General features: G+C 58.6%; 16 protein-coding genes. All 16 read left to right on the plus strand.

Translation table 11 applies throughout. The features are described 5' to 3' along the window. The first annotated feature begins 58 nt into the window (after window positions 1-58). The 16 genes from VV088_RS06230 (at window position 59) to yunB (ending at window position 14513) form a co-directional block, all read left to right on the plus strand. Window positions 59-1828, plus strand: a complete 1770-nt coding sequence (locus VV088_RS06230; protein WP_334599914.1) for a SpoIID/LytB domain-containing protein — start codon at window positions 59-61, stop codon at window positions 1826-1828. A gap of 25 nt (window positions 1829-1853) precedes the next feature. Continuing rightward, window positions 1854-2876, plus strand: coding sequence for a tRNA preQ1(34) S-adenosylmethionine ribosyltransferase-isomerase QueA (queA, locus tag VV088_RS06235; RefSeq protein ID WP_334599915.1), 1023 nt, complete (start codon window positions 1854-1856; stop codon window positions 2874-2876). A 21-nt stretch (window positions 2877-2897) separates the two neighbouring features. Further along, entirely contained in the window at window positions 2898-3398 is a 501-nt protein-coding gene (locus VV088_RS06240; protein WP_334599916.1) for a hypothetical protein, read from the plus strand. 13 nt (window positions 3399-3411) lie between these two features. Beyond that, window positions 3412-4551: a tRNA guanosine(34) transglycosylase Tgt gene (gene tgt / locus VV088_RS06245; RefSeq protein WP_334599917.1), complete on the plus strand. Its 1140-nt coding sequence runs from the start codon at window positions 3412-3414 to the stop codon at window positions 4549-4551. 20 nt (window positions 4552-4571) lie between these two features. Beyond that, window positions 4572-5342, plus strand: a complete 771-nt coding sequence (locus tag VV088_RS06250) for an SDR family NAD(P)-dependent oxidoreductase (RefSeq protein ID WP_334599918.1) — start codon at window positions 4572-4574, stop codon at window positions 5340-5342. Between the two features lie 147 nt (window positions 5343-5489). Further along, window positions 5490-5768 carry a preprotein translocase subunit YajC gene (gene yajC / locus VV088_RS06255; RefSeq protein WP_334599919.1) on the plus strand — a complete coding sequence of 93 codons (279 nt, stop codon included), beginning with the start codon at window positions 5490-5492 and terminating at the stop codon, window positions 5766-5768. 66 nt (window positions 5769-5834) lie between these two features. Then, the gene (locus VV088_RS06260; protein WP_334599920.1) at window positions 5835-6263 is read left to right on the plus strand and encodes a TIGR04086 family membrane protein; all 429 of its coding nucleotides are present in this window, start codon (window positions 5835-5837) and stop codon (window positions 6261-6263) included. Between the two features lie 82 nt (window positions 6264-6345). Further along, window positions 6346-6486, plus strand: coding sequence for a six-cysteine ranthipeptide SCIFF (scfA, locus tag VV088_RS06265; protein WP_087393998.1), 141 nt, complete (start codon window positions 6346-6348; stop codon window positions 6484-6486). 211 nt (window positions 6487-6697) lie between these two features. Beyond that, entirely contained in the window at window positions 6698-7285 is a 588-nt protein-coding gene (locus VV088_RS06270; RefSeq protein WP_334599921.1) for an SMI1/KNR4 family protein, read from the plus strand. Between the two features lie 23 nt (window positions 7286-7308). Next, window positions 7309-8727, plus strand: a complete 1419-nt coding sequence (scfB, locus tag VV088_RS06275; RefSeq protein WP_334600467.1) for a thioether cross-link-forming SCIFF peptide maturase — start codon at window positions 7309-7311, stop codon at window positions 8725-8727. A gap of 290 nt (window positions 8728-9017) precedes the next feature. Beyond that, a complete protein-coding gene (locus VV088_RS06280) occupies window positions 9018-9632 on the plus strand; it encodes a stage II sporulation protein M (protein WP_334599922.1) in 615 nt (204 codons plus the stop codon). Window positions 9633-9656: 24 nt separating this feature from the next. Beyond that, window positions 9657-10538 carry a site-specific tyrosine recombinase XerD gene (gene xerD, locus VV088_RS06285; protein ID WP_334599923.1) on the plus strand — a complete coding sequence of 294 codons (882 nt, stop codon included), beginning with the start codon at window positions 9657-9659 and terminating at the stop codon, window positions 10536-10538. Window positions 10539-10557: 19 nt separating this feature from the next. After that, window positions 10558-10926: a hypothetical protein gene (locus VV088_RS06290; RefSeq protein WP_334599924.1), complete on the plus strand. Its 369-nt coding sequence runs from the start codon at window positions 10558-10560 to the stop codon at window positions 10924-10926. A gap of 127 nt (window positions 10927-11053) precedes the next feature. After that, the gene (gene murD / locus VV088_RS06295) at window positions 11054-12439 is read left to right on the plus strand and encodes a UDP-N-acetylmuramoyl-L-alanine--D-glutamate ligase (RefSeq protein WP_334599925.1); all 1386 of its coding nucleotides are present in this window, start codon (window positions 11054-11056) and stop codon (window positions 12437-12439) included. 34 nt (window positions 12440-12473) lie between these two features. Then, window positions 12474-13724, plus strand: a complete 1251-nt coding sequence (locus VV088_RS06300) for a methionine gamma-lyase family protein (protein WP_334599926.1) — start codon at window positions 12474-12476, stop codon at window positions 13722-13724. Between the two features lie 75 nt (window positions 13725-13799). Next, window positions 13800-14513 (plus strand): sporulation protein YunB, encoded by a 714-nt coding sequence (gene yunB, locus VV088_RS06305; protein WP_334599927.1) that lies wholly within the window; start codon window positions 13800-13802, stop codon window positions 14511-14513. Window positions 14514-14515 lie beyond the last annotated feature (2 nt).

Genomic DNA, 14515 nt, shown 5'->3' on the forward strand with positions numbered 1-14515 from the left:
CTTCCAACTGGTTGTCAATAGAAGAAAATACAAAGAACATTGAGAAACGGAGTACATTATGGGCAAAAAATTGATACAGCTGGCCGCCGCCGTTTTAGCCATATGTCTGGCCGTCCCCCTGGCCGGGGCGGTGACCACCAACCGAAACGGTGAGGTGATGATCCGGGTGGGACTGGCCTCCTCCAACGCACATGTGCCCACCGGGGAGCTGGAGGCCGCCAATCTGGAGAACAACACCGGCTACGGCGCGGGCTACCGCTTCGGCTACTACGACGGTGGACTGAACTTTGTGGAGCTGGCCCGGACCGGCGCCGGTACCACTCAGGTATCGGTGCTCAAGACCCAGAACCTCTACTACAGCTCGTCCTACTCCAGCACTACGATCAGCAATACAGTGGTGGGCTGCTACCACATTCAGGTCCCCGGCAGCTTTTCCGCCTATGCGGACGCCGCCGCTATGGCTGAGAGCTACGGCGGCTTCGTGGCCTGGATCGACGGGGCCTACCAGGTCCGGGTGGGGGCCTACACCTCCAAGAGCGAGGCGGAGCGCGCCATGTCTGGAATCGGAGACGGGACCATCGTCGGTACCAGCTCCTACGGCATGAGTGTGGTGAAGACGGGCACCAGCCAGATCCTGTTCCAGTACGACTGCGGCGAATCTGGCCGGCTGGCCATCCAACCAGACGTCACCGGAGCGGGGGAGACCCGCACTTGGTTCTCCGGCTACAAGTACCGGGGCGGCTTCCAGTACCACCGCCGGAACGGCGGGAACCTCACGGTGGTCAACGTGCTGCCGCTGGAGGACTACATCAACGGCGTGGTCTGCTATGAGATGGGCCGGGATTGGCCGCTGGAAGCGCTGAAGGCCCAGGCCATCTGTGCCCGCACCTACGTGATGAAGAACCTGAACAAGCACGACAGCTACGGCTTCGACATCTGCCCCTCCGACAGCTGCCAGGTCTACCACGGCATGGGCAGCAATCGGACCGACTTCGGCCCCAGCCAGGTCAGTATGCAGGCTGTGGCCGAGACAGCGGGAATGGTGGTCAAATATAATGGAAAGCTGGCCGAAGTCTTCTATGTCTCCAGCTTTGGCGGAGCCAGTGAGGACGCCAAGAATATCTGGGGGACGGACACTGTCAACGAGTATCCCTACCTCCGGGGAGTGGTGGACCCCTATGAGGCCGATCTGGACGACCGCAACGATATGTCCCCCTGGACTAAGACCTACACCGCCGCCCAGCTGACCCAACAGCTCCAGTCCAAGGGGCTGGGAACAGGAACCTCGGTGAAGGAGCTGGAGCTGACCTACTCCCAGTTGGGCAATGTGCTCCGGGTGGTGGTCCGCTGGGCTAACGGCCAGAGCAGTACCATCGGCGTGGACAAGATCCGCAGCCGGTTCGACGTAAGGTCTATTCGCTTTACCGTCAACGGCATGGGGGCGGGGGATGTTTCCCAGCCCGGCCAGCCCTCTGCGGGGGAAGACATTTTTGTGAACGACGCGGGGAAGCTGGACAGCCTGGAGGGCAAATATGTTATCTCCGGAAGCGGCGCTGTGTCCTCCGTCGGGGGAACCGCCTACGTAATCTCCGGGACCGGCTCCATATCCGAACTGGGTGGGAGCGGAAGCGGGAACACCACCGCCGCCCCTCAGCCTTCCGGTGGAACGGTGACCGTCTCCGGCAGCACCTACGTATTCAGCGGCGGCGGCTGGGGCCATCAGGTGGGCATGAGCCAATTCGGCGCCAACGCCATGGCCCGCCGGGGATTCACCGGCGACCAGATCATTACCTTCTATTTCCCTGGCGTTCAGGTCACACACTATTAACAAGTATTTGTGAGGATGTATGTCTTTGAAAACAGCTGATTTTGACTTCCAGCTCCCGGAGGAACTCATTGCCCAGACCCCCCTGGAGCGGCGGGACGCCTCCCGTCTGCTCACCCTGGACAAGACCACCGGGGCTGTCGCCCACCACCACTTTTTCGATCTGCCAAAGTTTCTGCGGCCAGGGGACTGTCTGGTGCTGAACGACTCCAGGGTTCTGCCCGCCCGGCTCATCGGCCATCGCCCTACCGGCGGAGCCTGTGAAGTGCTTCTCCTTGTTGATAAGGGCGGCGGCCTGTGGGAGTGTCTGGTCCGTCCGGGGCGAAAGCTGAAGCCGGGTTCCCAGGTGATCTTTGGCAACGGCCAGCTCACCGCCACCATCGAGGCGGAGCTGGAGGACGGAAAACGGGCCGTCCGTTTCCATTACCAGGGTATTTTTCTGGAAATCTTGGAGCAGCTTGGAAAAATGCCCCTGCCGCCCTACATCAAGGCGGAATTGGAGGATCAGGAACGCTATCAGACAGTCTACTCAAAGGTGGCAGGCTCCGCCGCAGCTCCCACCGCCGGCCTCCATTTCACTCCAGAACTGCTGGAGCAGGTGCGGGAAGTGGGTGTAAAGGTCTGCTGCGTTACACTTCATGTGGGACTAGGGACCTTCCGTCCTGTCAAGGCGGAGGACATCAGCGGTCACGAGATGCACTCCGAATTCTGCATGATTTCCCAGAAAACGGCGGACGTCATCAACCAAACGAAGCAAAACGGCGGACGGGTCATCTGCGTGGGCACCACCTCCTGCCGCACCATCGAAAGCTTTGCGGCAGAGGACGGCGCCATGACGGAGCGTTCCGGTTGGACCAACATTTTTATCTACCCCGGCTATCGATTCAAGGTGCTGGATGCCCTCATCACCAATTTCCATCTGCCGCAATCTACCCTCATCATGCTGGTGTCCGCCCTGGCGGGACGGGAGCATGTCCTGGCGGCCTACGAGGAGGCGGTGCGGGAGAAATATCGCTTCTTTTCTTTTGGTGATGCGATGTTTATTTCGTGAGGAGGGGGCTCAAGATTTTCGATGAAATATTATTATTTGGGACATATTTTGGAAAAATACTACGATGAATGCCGTACAGGGATTTTAAAGCATAGATGGGACGATGATCTAACCCTATGGGCGCTGGATATGCTTGAAGCTGATTATAGCAGCCCGGCGCTGCTGGAGGCAGCTGGCGGCTTTAACTGGGAGCGGACACACCAAATATTTGAGCGTATTTTGATGGAGCTCCATATTGCGGACGATCCATCCGTAATTGACGACGACTTTGTTGACAATATTTTTATAGAGGAATACAAGCGGGGCTTTATCGAAAGCGGGTGCGAGCTTCTGTTTCACCGGGGGCATTTGAGGAAAAAGATCAACTTTCCTTACTATGTTTATCACGGAAAGTATTACCCCTATGGTGATTCAGGACGGTTTAAATTGGGTTGGCATGTAGACGAGGTTCCGGACCTGCACACAGACAAGCTGGAGCAATTTGTAACTGACTTTTTGCAGGAAGCAGGTATTACAAGGTAAAAGGAGTTTTTGCGTGTTTAAAGTTTTGAAAAAAGAGGGAAGCGCCCGGCGGGGTGTCTTCACCTGTGCTCACGGGGTGGTCCAGACCCCGGTGTTTATGAACGTGGGCACCCAGGGGGCCATCAAGGGGGCGGTGTCCGCCCACGATTTGAAGGAGATTGGCTGTCAGGTGGAGCTGTCCAACACCTACCACCTGCATCTGCGGCCTGGAGACGAGGTGGTCCGTCAGATGGGCGGGCTGCACAAATTTATGGACTGGGACGGCCCCATGCTCACCGACAGCGGGGGGTTCCAGGTCTTTTCCCTGTCCGGCTTGCGGAAGATCAAGGAGGAGGGGGTGACCTTCGCCTCCCACATTGACGGCCGTCGCATCTTCATGGGGCCGGAGGAGTCCATGCGCATCCAGTCCAACCTGGGCAGCGACATCGCCATGGCCTTTGATGAGTGTGTGGAAAATCCCTCCCCCTACGAGTATGTAAAGGCGTCCTGCGAGCGGACGGCCCGATGGCTGGAACGCTGCATTGCAGAGCACGACAGGCTAAACTCCTTGTCAGACACTGTGAACCCTCAGCAGCAGCTGTTTGGCATCAACCAGGGAGGGACCTACACTGATCTGCGGGTATGGCATATGGACGAGATCGCCAAGCTCAGCTGTGACGGCTACGCCATCGGCGGCTTGGCGGTGGGTGAGCCCACCCAGGTGATGTACGACATCATCGACGCGGTGGAGCCCCACATGCCGGCGGACAAGCCGCGGTATTTGATGGGGGTGGGAACCCCGTCCAACATCATTGAGGGAGTGGCCCGGGGGATCGACTTCTTCGACTGCGTCATGCCCGCCCGGAACGCCCGGCACGGCAAGCTGTACACCTGGAAGGGGACCATCAACATCAAAAACGAGAAGTACAAGCTGGACAGCCGGCCCATTGACAGCACCTGTGAATGTCCCGCCTGCCGCTCCTTTTCCCGTGCCTACCTGCGTCATCTGCTGATTGCAGGGGAGATGCTGGCCATGCGGCTGGCGGTACTCCACAACCTCCACTTTTATAATGAGCTGATGGCCCGCATCCGGGAGCATCTGGACAACGGGACTTTTGAACAATTCCGGACTCAATATTCGGGCCTTCTGGACCGTCCCGCACAGGAAGCGTAGGGAGAGGGGACGGTGCTCAGATGGACACAGTGCTTATTACGGGGACGACCAGCGGGATTGGAAAGGCATTCGCCGAGCAATTTGCCGCCAATGGAAGCAACATCATCCTGGTATCCAGAAATGAGGAAACGCTCCGGCAGCAGCAGGAATCGCTGCAATCCCGGTACCACGTGCAGGTGGCGGCGATCCCCTGTGACCTGTCGGAAGCCAACGCGGCAGACCGGATCTTGGAACGGCTCAGCCAACTGGATTGGCCAGTCGACATCCTAGTCAACAACGCCGGCTTCAATGAAGCGGGATTTTTTACTGAGACAGACCTCACCAAAGAACTCGCCATGATACAGGTCCATATCTCGGCCCTGACTGCGCTGACAAAGCTGCTTCTGCCTGGCATGATCCAGCGTGGATACGGGCGGATTTTGAATGTGGGGTCTACGGGGTCCTATATGCCGTGCCCCTGTGATGCGGTGTACGCCGCCACAAAAGCCTATGTCCTCTCCTTTTCGAACGGGCTTTATCAGGAGCTGAAGGGGACCGGCGTTACTGTGACCTGTCTGTGTCCGGGAGCGACACAGACTCTGTTTGCGGAAAAAGCGAACATCCATAATACCCTGCTGTTCAAGCTCTTTGTGATGCGGCCGGAGACGGTGGCCGCCATTGGCTTCCGCAGCCTGCAAAAGGGGAAGCGGACCGTCACCGCCGGGCTGTATAATAAGCTGCTGGTGCTCTCCGCCAAGCTGCTGCCTGTGCCGGTCATTAATTCAATCGCGCAGCGGATGGTCAGGGGGTAGAGGAACACCGGGCGGGAAACGCTGCGTTCTTTTGAGAAATTTGGCAAAAGGGCTTGTCAACTGTGGAAATATCCGCTATAATATTTTTTACTGCGTCAAATATTTGGTTGACAGTCTGATTTTGCAGTAGTTTTGGAGGAAAGATTTATGGACCCTAATGTGATTTTAATGCTCGTTTTGATGTTCGCCATGCTGTACTTCTTCATGATCCGCCCGGAGAACAAGCGGAAGAAGGAGGCCCAGAACCTGCGGGACTCTCTGAAGGTGGGCGATGTCATTACCACCATCGGCGGCATTGTGGGCACCATCTGCAAGGTGGACGAGAACACCATCGTGATCGAGACCAGTGCCGACCGGGTGCGCGTCGAGTTTACCAAGTGGGCCGTGTCCAGCAAGAATGTGGCTCCGGATCAGCCTGCCAACTAAAAGTTACAGGTATGTCTTTTCCCCTCCCCGCATAGGTTTTACTAAACCGTGGGGGAGGGTGTTTTTATGAAGAAGAAGGAACGGCGCCCGGAGGAGATCGGTTCCAGTAGCGAGTGGCTCAACGCCATGTGCGAGGTGCTCAAAGGCGGCGTGCTGGCTGGGGTGACCACCATCCTGGCTCTGCTGGTCTGCGCGGCGCTGGTGTCTGCAGGCGCAGTGCCGGTGGGCGCAATGTATGGAGCGGTGCTGGCCGTCTGTGCAGTGGGCGCGCTGGCAGGCGGAACCTACGCCGTCCGCCGGGTGGGGCGGCGATCCCTGCTGGTGGGCCTGGGCGTGGGTGTGGTGCTGTTTTTGCTGCTGCTCACCGCTGGACTGATTGCCAATCAGGGAACCTCCATTGCCAACGGCGGAGCGGGGATCTTGTGCGCCTGCCTGTGCGGCGGAGCCATTCCCGGGCTTTTCGGAAGAAAACCCAAGAAAAAGCGCAGAAGATGATTGAAATCTCTTAGGAGCTATGGTATAATAGCTGTCACTATGGCAGAATCTGCTGTAAGCAATGAAACAGGAGGAGATACCAATGAAGCACATCCAGACTTTGAACGGGGCCACTCTGAAGGCCAGCGCCGCCAAGGGCGGCTGCGGCGAGTGCCAGACCTCTTGCCAGTCCGCCTGCAAGACGTCCTGCACCGTCGCCAACCAGAAGTGCGAGAACAAGTAAAGCAAACGGCATGAAAGGGCAGGCGCGCCGCGCCTGCCCTTTTTGCTGTCCTGCCTTGGAAGGAGGGCTTGTTTGGACGCCTTCCCGGCTGTCTCCAGAAGCAGGACCCTTTTTGGACCTTCACCTGTGCAGACAGCTCCCTGTACTGGGGTGACGGGGCGCAGTGCCGTTCCTTCTATAGCCCACTACGATTGAAAGAGAGGTGCTGTCAATGGACACAGCGTGGAGCAGGATCCTGAACCAGATCAAATCAATTTCAACAGAAATTTATACAAGCATCAACGCTCCCGCCGACCCCGCTGAAATGCTTCTGTTGGAGAAGACGATTGGCGTCAATCTGCCCCATGCCTTTCAGGATTATCTCTCCACCATGAACGGACAGAAGGACACTGAGGAGAACACACGGGGCAGAAACATTGAACGTCCTTTGCTGGGATACAACCCTTTTCTCTCCATTACCGGCATCATTGAAACCTGGAACATGATGAACGACCTCTTTGCAACGGAAACAGAACCGGTGGAATGGGCCGGCGAGGACAAGATGAAACCGTATATCTGGCGCAGGCACTGGATACCGTTTACCGAATCCGAGGGAAGTCAGTATTTGATTCTGGACTGCGATCCAGGAAAAAACGGGACCTATGGACAGATATTCCGCTGGTGTTCCGGTATGGATTATTCGGAGGTGATCGCAAGCTCCTTTGAGGAATTTTCCAACGAGATTTTTTCCCGCTTGTCGGAGAAAAAATTTGAGCTGACCGAATTCGGGACGATCGAATTTGAGGACTACTATATTTAAGACAGGAGAAAACGAACATGACAATGGTACATACCTTTACCGCCCTGGGCCAGTACCTGGCGGCGGACGTGAACAGCGGCGCGGTCCACGTGCTGGACAAGCTGACCTACGACCTGCTCACTTGTTTGGGCGAAGGGCCGGTAGGGGAGGGGAGGGTCCCCCAGGCGCTGACAGACCAGCTGCCTCAGTACGACCCGGCCGAGCTGGAGGAGGGCTGGCAGGAGCTGCGCCAGCTCCAGAAGGCCGGGCTGCTCTTCACCACTGACGACTATCTGGACCCAGAGGCGGCCATGGCCCTGCCCAAGGCGGCGGTGGTGAAGGCCCTATGCCTCCATGTGTCCCACGACTGCAACCTGCGGTGCAAATACTGCTTTGCCTCCACCGGCGACTTTGGCACCGGCCACCGCATGACCATGGACTTCAACACCGCCAAAAAAGCCATCGACTGGGTGGTGGCCAAATCTGGCAAGCGGCGGAACATTGAGATTGACTTCTTCGGCGGCGAGCCGCTGATGGCTATGGACACGGTGAAGCGGACGGTGGAGTACGCCCGGTCCCTGGAACAGGAGCATGACAAGGTGTTCCGCTTTACGATCACAACCAACGGCATCCTGCTGGACGGCGAAACGATCGATTACATCAACCGGGAGATGTCCAATGTCGTCCTGTCTCTGGACGGCAGGGGAGAGGTGAATGACCAGATGCGCCCCACAGTAAACGGAAAGGGGAGCTACGAAATCATCGTCCCAAAATTCCAGCAGCTGGTGGCCGGCCGGGGTACCAAGGACTACTATGTCCGGGGCACCTTCACCCGGGAGAACCTGGACTTTTCCCGCGACGTCCTGCACCTGGGAGACCTGGGCTTCCGCCATGTATCGGTGGAACCCTGCAGCGGTCCCTCTGACGACCCCTTCGCCATTCGGGAGGAAGACTTGGACCAGGTGGAGGCGGAATACGAAAAGCTGGCCCAGGCGCTGATGGACCGGAAGGACATCAACTTCTTCCACTTCAATGTGGATCTGGCCCAGGGGCCCTGCGTCATCAAACGGCTCCGGGGATGCGGAGCCGGCTGTGAATATGTCGCCATCACCCCTGACGGGGACATTTATCCCTGCCACCAGTTTGTGGGAAATGAGGCTTTTCGGATGGGCAGCGTCCATGACGGCACCTTTGACATGGATATCTCTGGTCAATTTGCCCAACAGAACGTGTATACCCGTCCGGCATGCCGGGAGTGCTGGGCCAGATTCTACTGCAGCGGGGGCTGTTCCGCCTCAAATCTGCTTGTCAATGGCGACATAATAAGCTCAAATGAGGTCGCTTGCGCAATGGAACGCAAGCGTTTGGAGTGCGCGATTGCTTTGAATGCCATTGCCTCTGGACTGAGCTGCGCGGCAAATACAAATTGTAATAATACAGACTGTAATCATTGCGAAGGCTGAGGCGCCAAGGGTTTGCTCGATTTTTGACTCGGAACGTGTAAGAAAACACCGGATTTTGACTGCCGGACCCCACTTTTGCTGGGGTCCGGCAGCTTTATGGTTCCTAGGTTTACATAATGCAATTAACATAACAAGTTAAAAGAATTGGCGAAAACGGAGAAAATTGCAAAACCCCCTTGCGCAAAGGGCCGGGAAGCGTTATAGTAAGACTTACCAAATAGAGAGGCGGTCCCCCGATACCACGTCTATTCCCTCTCCCCTCCTCATAAGCTGTTGATGAGGTGACGCTTATGGGAATGAGCAAAAAGTGGGACCTGCTGTCGGAACAGAACGGTGCGCTGGCTGTACTGGCCGCCGCGTTCCTGACCGGCGGTGCGGCAGGCTGTCTTCTGGCCGCCCTGTCCGGCGGAGCCGGCGCGGAGGAGCTGAGCAGCTACCTGGCAGATTACCTGACCCTGGCGCAGCAGGGCGAGCTGCCGCGAAGCCATTGGCCGGTGCTGTGGGACCAGGTAAAATACCTGCTGGCTGCCTTGATCCTGGGCCTGACGGCCTTGGGGCTGGCCGGGTTTCCGATCCTCTTTGGGGTGCGCGGTTTTTTCTTCTCCTTTCCGGTGGCCTGCTTCTGCCGGGTCTTCGGAGGGCGAGGACTGTTTCCTGCCTTTGTTCTGTTTGGACTGCCCGCTCTGTTGTGGGCGCCCGCTCTGTTTATGGCGGGCGTGCCCGGTTTCCTCTCCGCCCAGCAGCTGCTTCGGAGGGCTCTGGGAGAAGGAAGGGGCGGACTGCCGCTCAACGGCGCTTACTGGTGCCGGGCCGGGCTGTGTGTGGGCCTGGCTCTGGCGGCGGGACTCCTGGAGTGTTGGGTAGTCCCGGTACTGCTGCGGGGGATTGCCCGAGTGGTCCTGTAAACTTTTGTGCGGGGAGTTGAGAACGTGTCGGAGCTGCTGTCGGACTATGAGGACTTTTTAAAAACTGAAAAGCGGGCCTCGGCCAATACCGTCAGCTCCTACCTCCGAGACGTCAACCAGTTTGCCGCAGCTATGGACGGGCGGGGGGTAGAGCTCACTCAAGTGGTGACCCGGGACGTGGAGGACTATGCCAACTCCCTGATCAAGCGCGGCAAATCTCCGGCCACAGTCACCCGGTCGGTGGCCTCCATCAAATCCTTTTACTCCTGCCTGGCAACCAAGGGATATGTGATCCGCAATCCGGCCAAGGGAGTGTCGCCCGCCAAAGTCGAGCGCAAGCTGCCCCAGGTACTCACCAGCAAAGAGGTGGAGCTCTTTCTGGAACAGCCCGAATGCACCGACCTGAAGGGCTATCGAGACCGGGCCATGCTGGAGCTGCTCTATGCCACCGGCATCCGGGTCAGCGAGCTGATCGAGCTGGACGTCGATGACCTGAATCTGCCCGGCGGAGTGCTCAAATGCTTCAGCAAGGGCAAGGAGCGCGTCATTCCTCTGTATCCAGCTGCTATTCGGGCTTTGGCGGAGTACATAAACAATGTGCGCCCCCAGCTGGTGGATGCGCCGGACGAGACAGCCCTTTTCGTCAACATGAGCGGCGAACGGATGAGCCGCCAGGGTTTTTGGAAGCTCATCAAGCACTATCAGGAGAAGGCCGGCATTCAAAAGGACATTACGCCCCACACCCTGCGCCACTCCTTTGCCGCCCATCTGCTGGAAAACGGAGCCGACCTCCGCTCCATCCAAGAGATGCTGGGGCATGCGGATATTTCCTCCACGCAGATCTACTCCAAGCTGATCAATCAGAAAATCAAGGACGTATACAAAAAGGCCCACCCCCGGGCGTAACGGACAAGGAGAGAACACCATGACAGATCAGGAACTGCTGCAAGCGATCGGCCAGGCCGTATCCGCCACAATGGAGCCCGTGAGACAGGACCTCCACGCACTGAAGGAGGATGTTCAGGCGCTGAGGGAGGACGTCCAGACGCTGAAGGGCGATGTGCAGGAACTGCAGAGCAGCTATACTCAGCTGGAGACCAAGGTGGACGGAATCCGGGTATACGTCGACACCGACCTGCAGCGGACCCTGAATCTGTTGTTAGAGGGCCAGAAGGCGCTGTGGGACCGATTTGTTCCCCAGGAGGAGTTCGAGCCTCTGAAGGACCGGACCAAGATCTTGGAGCTGACCGTGAGGCGTCACAGCCAGGAAATCCGGGAGCTGCAGCTTGCCTGAACCAAGCAGCATAACGGCCCGCGCGGCAGATTGCCGTGCGGGCCATTTTCGACGGGGTTATGATTGAATTATCCAGCAGAATATGGTAATATAAAAAGAGAAGAAAAGAATGGAAGGAGGACGTTCTATGTCCACCATGTCCACCTATTTGGAGAGCCTTCGGGGCCAGTCCATCGCCGTGATCGGCATGGGGGTGAGCAACACCCCTCTGATCCGCACGCTGCTGCGGGCCGGCCTGAAGGTCACCGTCTGCGACAAGTCGTCCCGGGAGAGGGCAGGGGAGGTGGCCTCAGAGCTGGAGAGCCTGGGAGCCAAGCTCAGACTGGGACCGGGCTATCTGGAAAAGATCCACAAGGCTGACGTCATCTTCCGCACCCCCGGCCTCAGCCCCAACACGCCGGAGTTGCTGAAGGCGGTGGAAGGGGGGAGCGTCCTCACCTCGGAGATGGAACTGTTTTTCCGCTTGTGTCCCTGCCGGATCATCGGCGTGACGGGCAGCGACGGGAAGACCACCACCACCACCCTCATCAGCGAATTTCTGAAAGAGGCGGGACTGAACGTCTATCTGGGCGGCAACATCGGCCGTCCGCTCCTGCCCGACGTCGACGGCATGACGTCCGACGACATCGCTGTGGTGGAACTGTCCTCCTTCCAGCTGATGAGCATGGACCGCAGTCCCAATGTGGCGGTGTTCACCAATCTGTCTCCCAACCACCTGGACTACCATCACACCATGGAGGAGTACACCGAGGCAAAGCTGAACATCTTCTGTCATCAAAGCCCTCAGGACCGGGCCATCTTTAACTATGACAACGACATTACCCGGTCCCTGGCCAAGGCGGCGGTGGGACGGACTATGCTCTTCAGCCGCAAACAGCGGCTGGAGGAGGGGGTATATGTCCGGGACGGCGCCATCTGGCTGACCAACGATATGGGCAGCCGGGAGGTCCTGCCAATGGCGGACATCCACATCCCTGGAGTCCACAACATCGAAAACTATATGGCCGCCATTGCGGCGGTGGACGGCATCGTTCCCGACAAGTGCGTCCGGGCGGTGGCCCAGCGGTTTACCGGAGTGGAGCACCGCATCGAGCTGGTGCGGGAGCTGGACGGCGTAACGTACTACAACGACTCCATCGGGACCAGCCCCACCCGAACGATGGCCTGCCTGGATTCGTTTCAGCAGAAGCTGATCCTGATCGCCGGAGGATATGACAAGGGAGTTCCCTTTACTCAGCTTGGAGTGGAGATCGTGCGCCATGTCAAGGTACTGATCCTCACCGGTGACACTGCGTCTGCCATCCGCAAGGCGGTGGAAGAGGCGGAGGGCTTTGCAGAAAGCGGCCTGACGCTCATTGAGGCGGAAGACCTGTCCGCCGCCGTCACCACCGCCCGGGATGCGGCCCAGGAGGGCGATGTGGTGGTGCTGTCCCCGGCCTGCGCCGCCTTTGACCGGTTTAAGAACTTTATGGAACGGGGCAAACTCTTTAAGCAGCTGGTAAACGATCTCTGATTCTACACTGAAACAGACAGGACTGACAAGTAATATGCATTTACAGCTCAATGAACGTGTCAAAGCGCTGGGTATCCAGGCCCAGGAACAGCTGACCGGGGAATTTGCCCGTATCGACGCCATTGCAGGGGAGAATACCGCACGGGTGCTGGCGGCCTTCCAGGAGCATCGGGTGGCCGACGGATATTTTGCCGGCACCACCGGCTACGGCTACGACGATCTGGGCCGGGATAAACTGGACGAGATCTATGCCAGCCTGTTTGGCACCGAGGCCGCTCTGGTGCGGATTCAGTTTGTCAACGGCACCCACGCCATCGCCTGCGCCCTGTTCGGAGCGCTGAAAAGCGGCGACGTGCTGGTATCCGCTGTCGGCGCACCTTACGACACCCTGCTGGGCGTTGTGGGCGCGGTGGATAAGGGACCCGGTTCCCTGAAGGACTACGGGGTGGAGTACCGGCAGGTAGAGCTTCTGGACAACAAGCCCGACCTGGAAGAAATCGCCAAAGCCGCCGCCGATCCCCGTGTGAAGGCGGTGCTGATCCAGCGGTCCAGAGGTTATTCCACCCGTGCGTCCCTCTCGGTGGCTGAGATCGGGGCAATGTGCCGGATCATCAAGGAGGCCAACCCCAACGCGGCCGTTCTGGTGGACAACTGCTACGGCGAGTTTGTGGAGACCACCGAGCCCACCCATGTGGGGGCCGATTTGGTGGTGGGGTCTCTGATCAAGAATCCCGGCGGCGGCTTAGCGCCCACCGGAGGCTACATCGCCGGACGAAGGGACCTGGTGGAGGGCGCCGCCATGCGGCTCACGGTCCCCGGCATCGGCGGGGAGTGCGGCTGCACCCTGGGCCAGAACCGGCTGCTTTATCAGGGACTGTTTCTGGCTCCTCACACAGTGGCCCAGGCGTTGAAGACAGCTGTCTTTTCCGCCAGGGTGATGGAACTCCTGGGCTATGAGACCGAGCCTCACTCCTCAGCGGTCCGCCACGACATCATCCAGATGATCCATATGCGGGAGCCGGACGCCCTGAAAAAGTTCTGCAAGGGAATCCAGTTTGGCGCGCCGGTTGATTCCTATGTTACGCCTGAGCCCTGGGACATGCCGGGGTATGACTGCCAAGTGATCATGGCCGCTGGAGCCTTCATTCAGGGCGCGTCCATCGAGCTGTCCGCCGACGCCCCCATGCGGGAGCCCTACACCGTCTATCTCCAGGGGGGACTGACCTACGAGTCGGGAAAGCTAGGGGTGCTGCTGGCGGTGCAGGAGTTGTTGGGGGGACTGTGATCCCCTCCATGTAAACCATTTTTCAGTGATGGGTCAAGCCAGCGTTCGAATATCCTGACCATAGGGGGTGAGGATATGGCGATGGCGCCTTGGCGGAGGGAATTGAGGCGGCGGATCCGCCGTCCGGCAAAGCGCCGGCCGCTCCTGTGGAGAGAGGACGGTCCCCATCCACTGTTTGTGACCCTTGCCGTGGCTCTGTTGGTGGCCGCGTCGATGATCACCCTGCTGGAAGCCAAGCTGCGTCCGGTTGTGGCAGAGGTTGCCGCGGCCCAGGCGCAAAATACGATGACCGCAGTGATTGAGCGTGCGGTCACCGCTGATTTGGCCGCCCGTCAGGTCAGCTATAGCGATTTCGTTTCCATTCAGCGGGACGAAGGCGGGAGCATTACCGCTTTGACCACCGATATGGCGCAGATGAACCTGCTCCGGGCGGAGCTGACCGCCGCCATCCTGGCCGCGTTGGAGGAAGTGGACGTCTCCGACATCCAGGTTCCGCTGGGCAGTCTCTTTGACCTGGAACCCCTGTGGGCCAAGGGACCGGCACTGAAGGCCCGGGCCATGACGGTAGGAACGGTGCGGGCGGAGTTTGACAGTCAGTTTACCTCCGCCGGGGTAAACCAGACCCTTCACCGTATCTGGATGGAGGTAACGGTCCCCATGACGCTGCTGCTCCCCGGCGGGAGGGTGGAGGTCACGGTGGAGACCCGGCTCTGTGTGGCTGAGACGGTGATCATAGGCCAGGTACCGGACACCTATTTACAGGTAGGGGACGCTGTCCTCAAATCGTAGAA

The sequence above is a fragment of the Lawsonibacter sp. JLR.KK007 genome, assembly GCF_036941135.1.
In the GTDB taxonomy this organism is placed as follows: Bacteria; Bacillota; Clostridia; order Oscillospirales; family Oscillospiraceae; genus Lawsonibacter.

Coding starts and splice junctions, on each gene's coding strand:
- scfA (WP_087393998.1), top strand. CDS start 6,346: ATGAAGCACATCCAGACTTTGAACGGGGCCACTCTGAAGGCCAGCGCC.
- VV088_RS06280 (WP_334599922.1), top strand. CDS start 9,018: ATGGGAATGAGCAAAAAGTGGGACCTGCTGTCGGAACAGAACGGTGCG.
- murD (WP_334599925.1), top strand. CDS start 11,054: ATGTCCACCATGTCCACCTATTTGGAGAGCCTTCGGGGCCAGTCCATC.
- VV088_RS06260 (WP_334599920.1), top strand. CDS start 5,835: ATGAAGAAGAAGGAACGGCGCCCGGAGGAGATCGGTTCCAGTAGCGAG.
- VV088_RS06240 (WP_334599916.1), top strand. CDS start 2,898: ATGAAATATTATTATTTGGGACATATTTTGGAAAAATACTACGATGAA.
- VV088_RS06230 (WP_334599914.1), top strand. CDS start 59: ATGGGCAAAAAATTGATACAGCTGGCCGCCGCCGTTTTAGCCATATGT.
- yunB (WP_334599927.1), top strand. CDS start 13,800: ATGGCGATGGCGCCTTGGCGGAGGGAATTGAGGCGGCGGATCCGCCGT.
- scfB (WP_334600467.1), top strand. CDS start 7,309: ATGGTACATACCTTTACCGCCCTGGGCCAGTACCTGGCGGCGGACGTG.
- VV088_RS06270 (WP_334599921.1), top strand. CDS start 6,698: ATGGACACAGCGTGGAGCAGGATCCTGAACCAGATCAAATCAATTTCA.
- VV088_RS06300 (WP_334599926.1), top strand. CDS start 12,474: ATGCATTTACAGCTCAATGAACGTGTCAAAGCGCTGGGTATCCAGGCC.
- yajC (WP_334599919.1), top strand. CDS start 5,490: ATGGACCCTAATGTGATTTTAATGCTCGTTTTGATGTTCGCCATGCTG.
- VV088_RS06290 (WP_334599924.1), top strand. CDS start 10,558: ATGACAGATCAGGAACTGCTGCAAGCGATCGGCCAGGCCGTATCCGCC.
- VV088_RS06250 (WP_334599918.1), top strand. CDS start 4,572: ATGGACACAGTGCTTATTACGGGGACGACCAGCGGGATTGGAAAGGCA.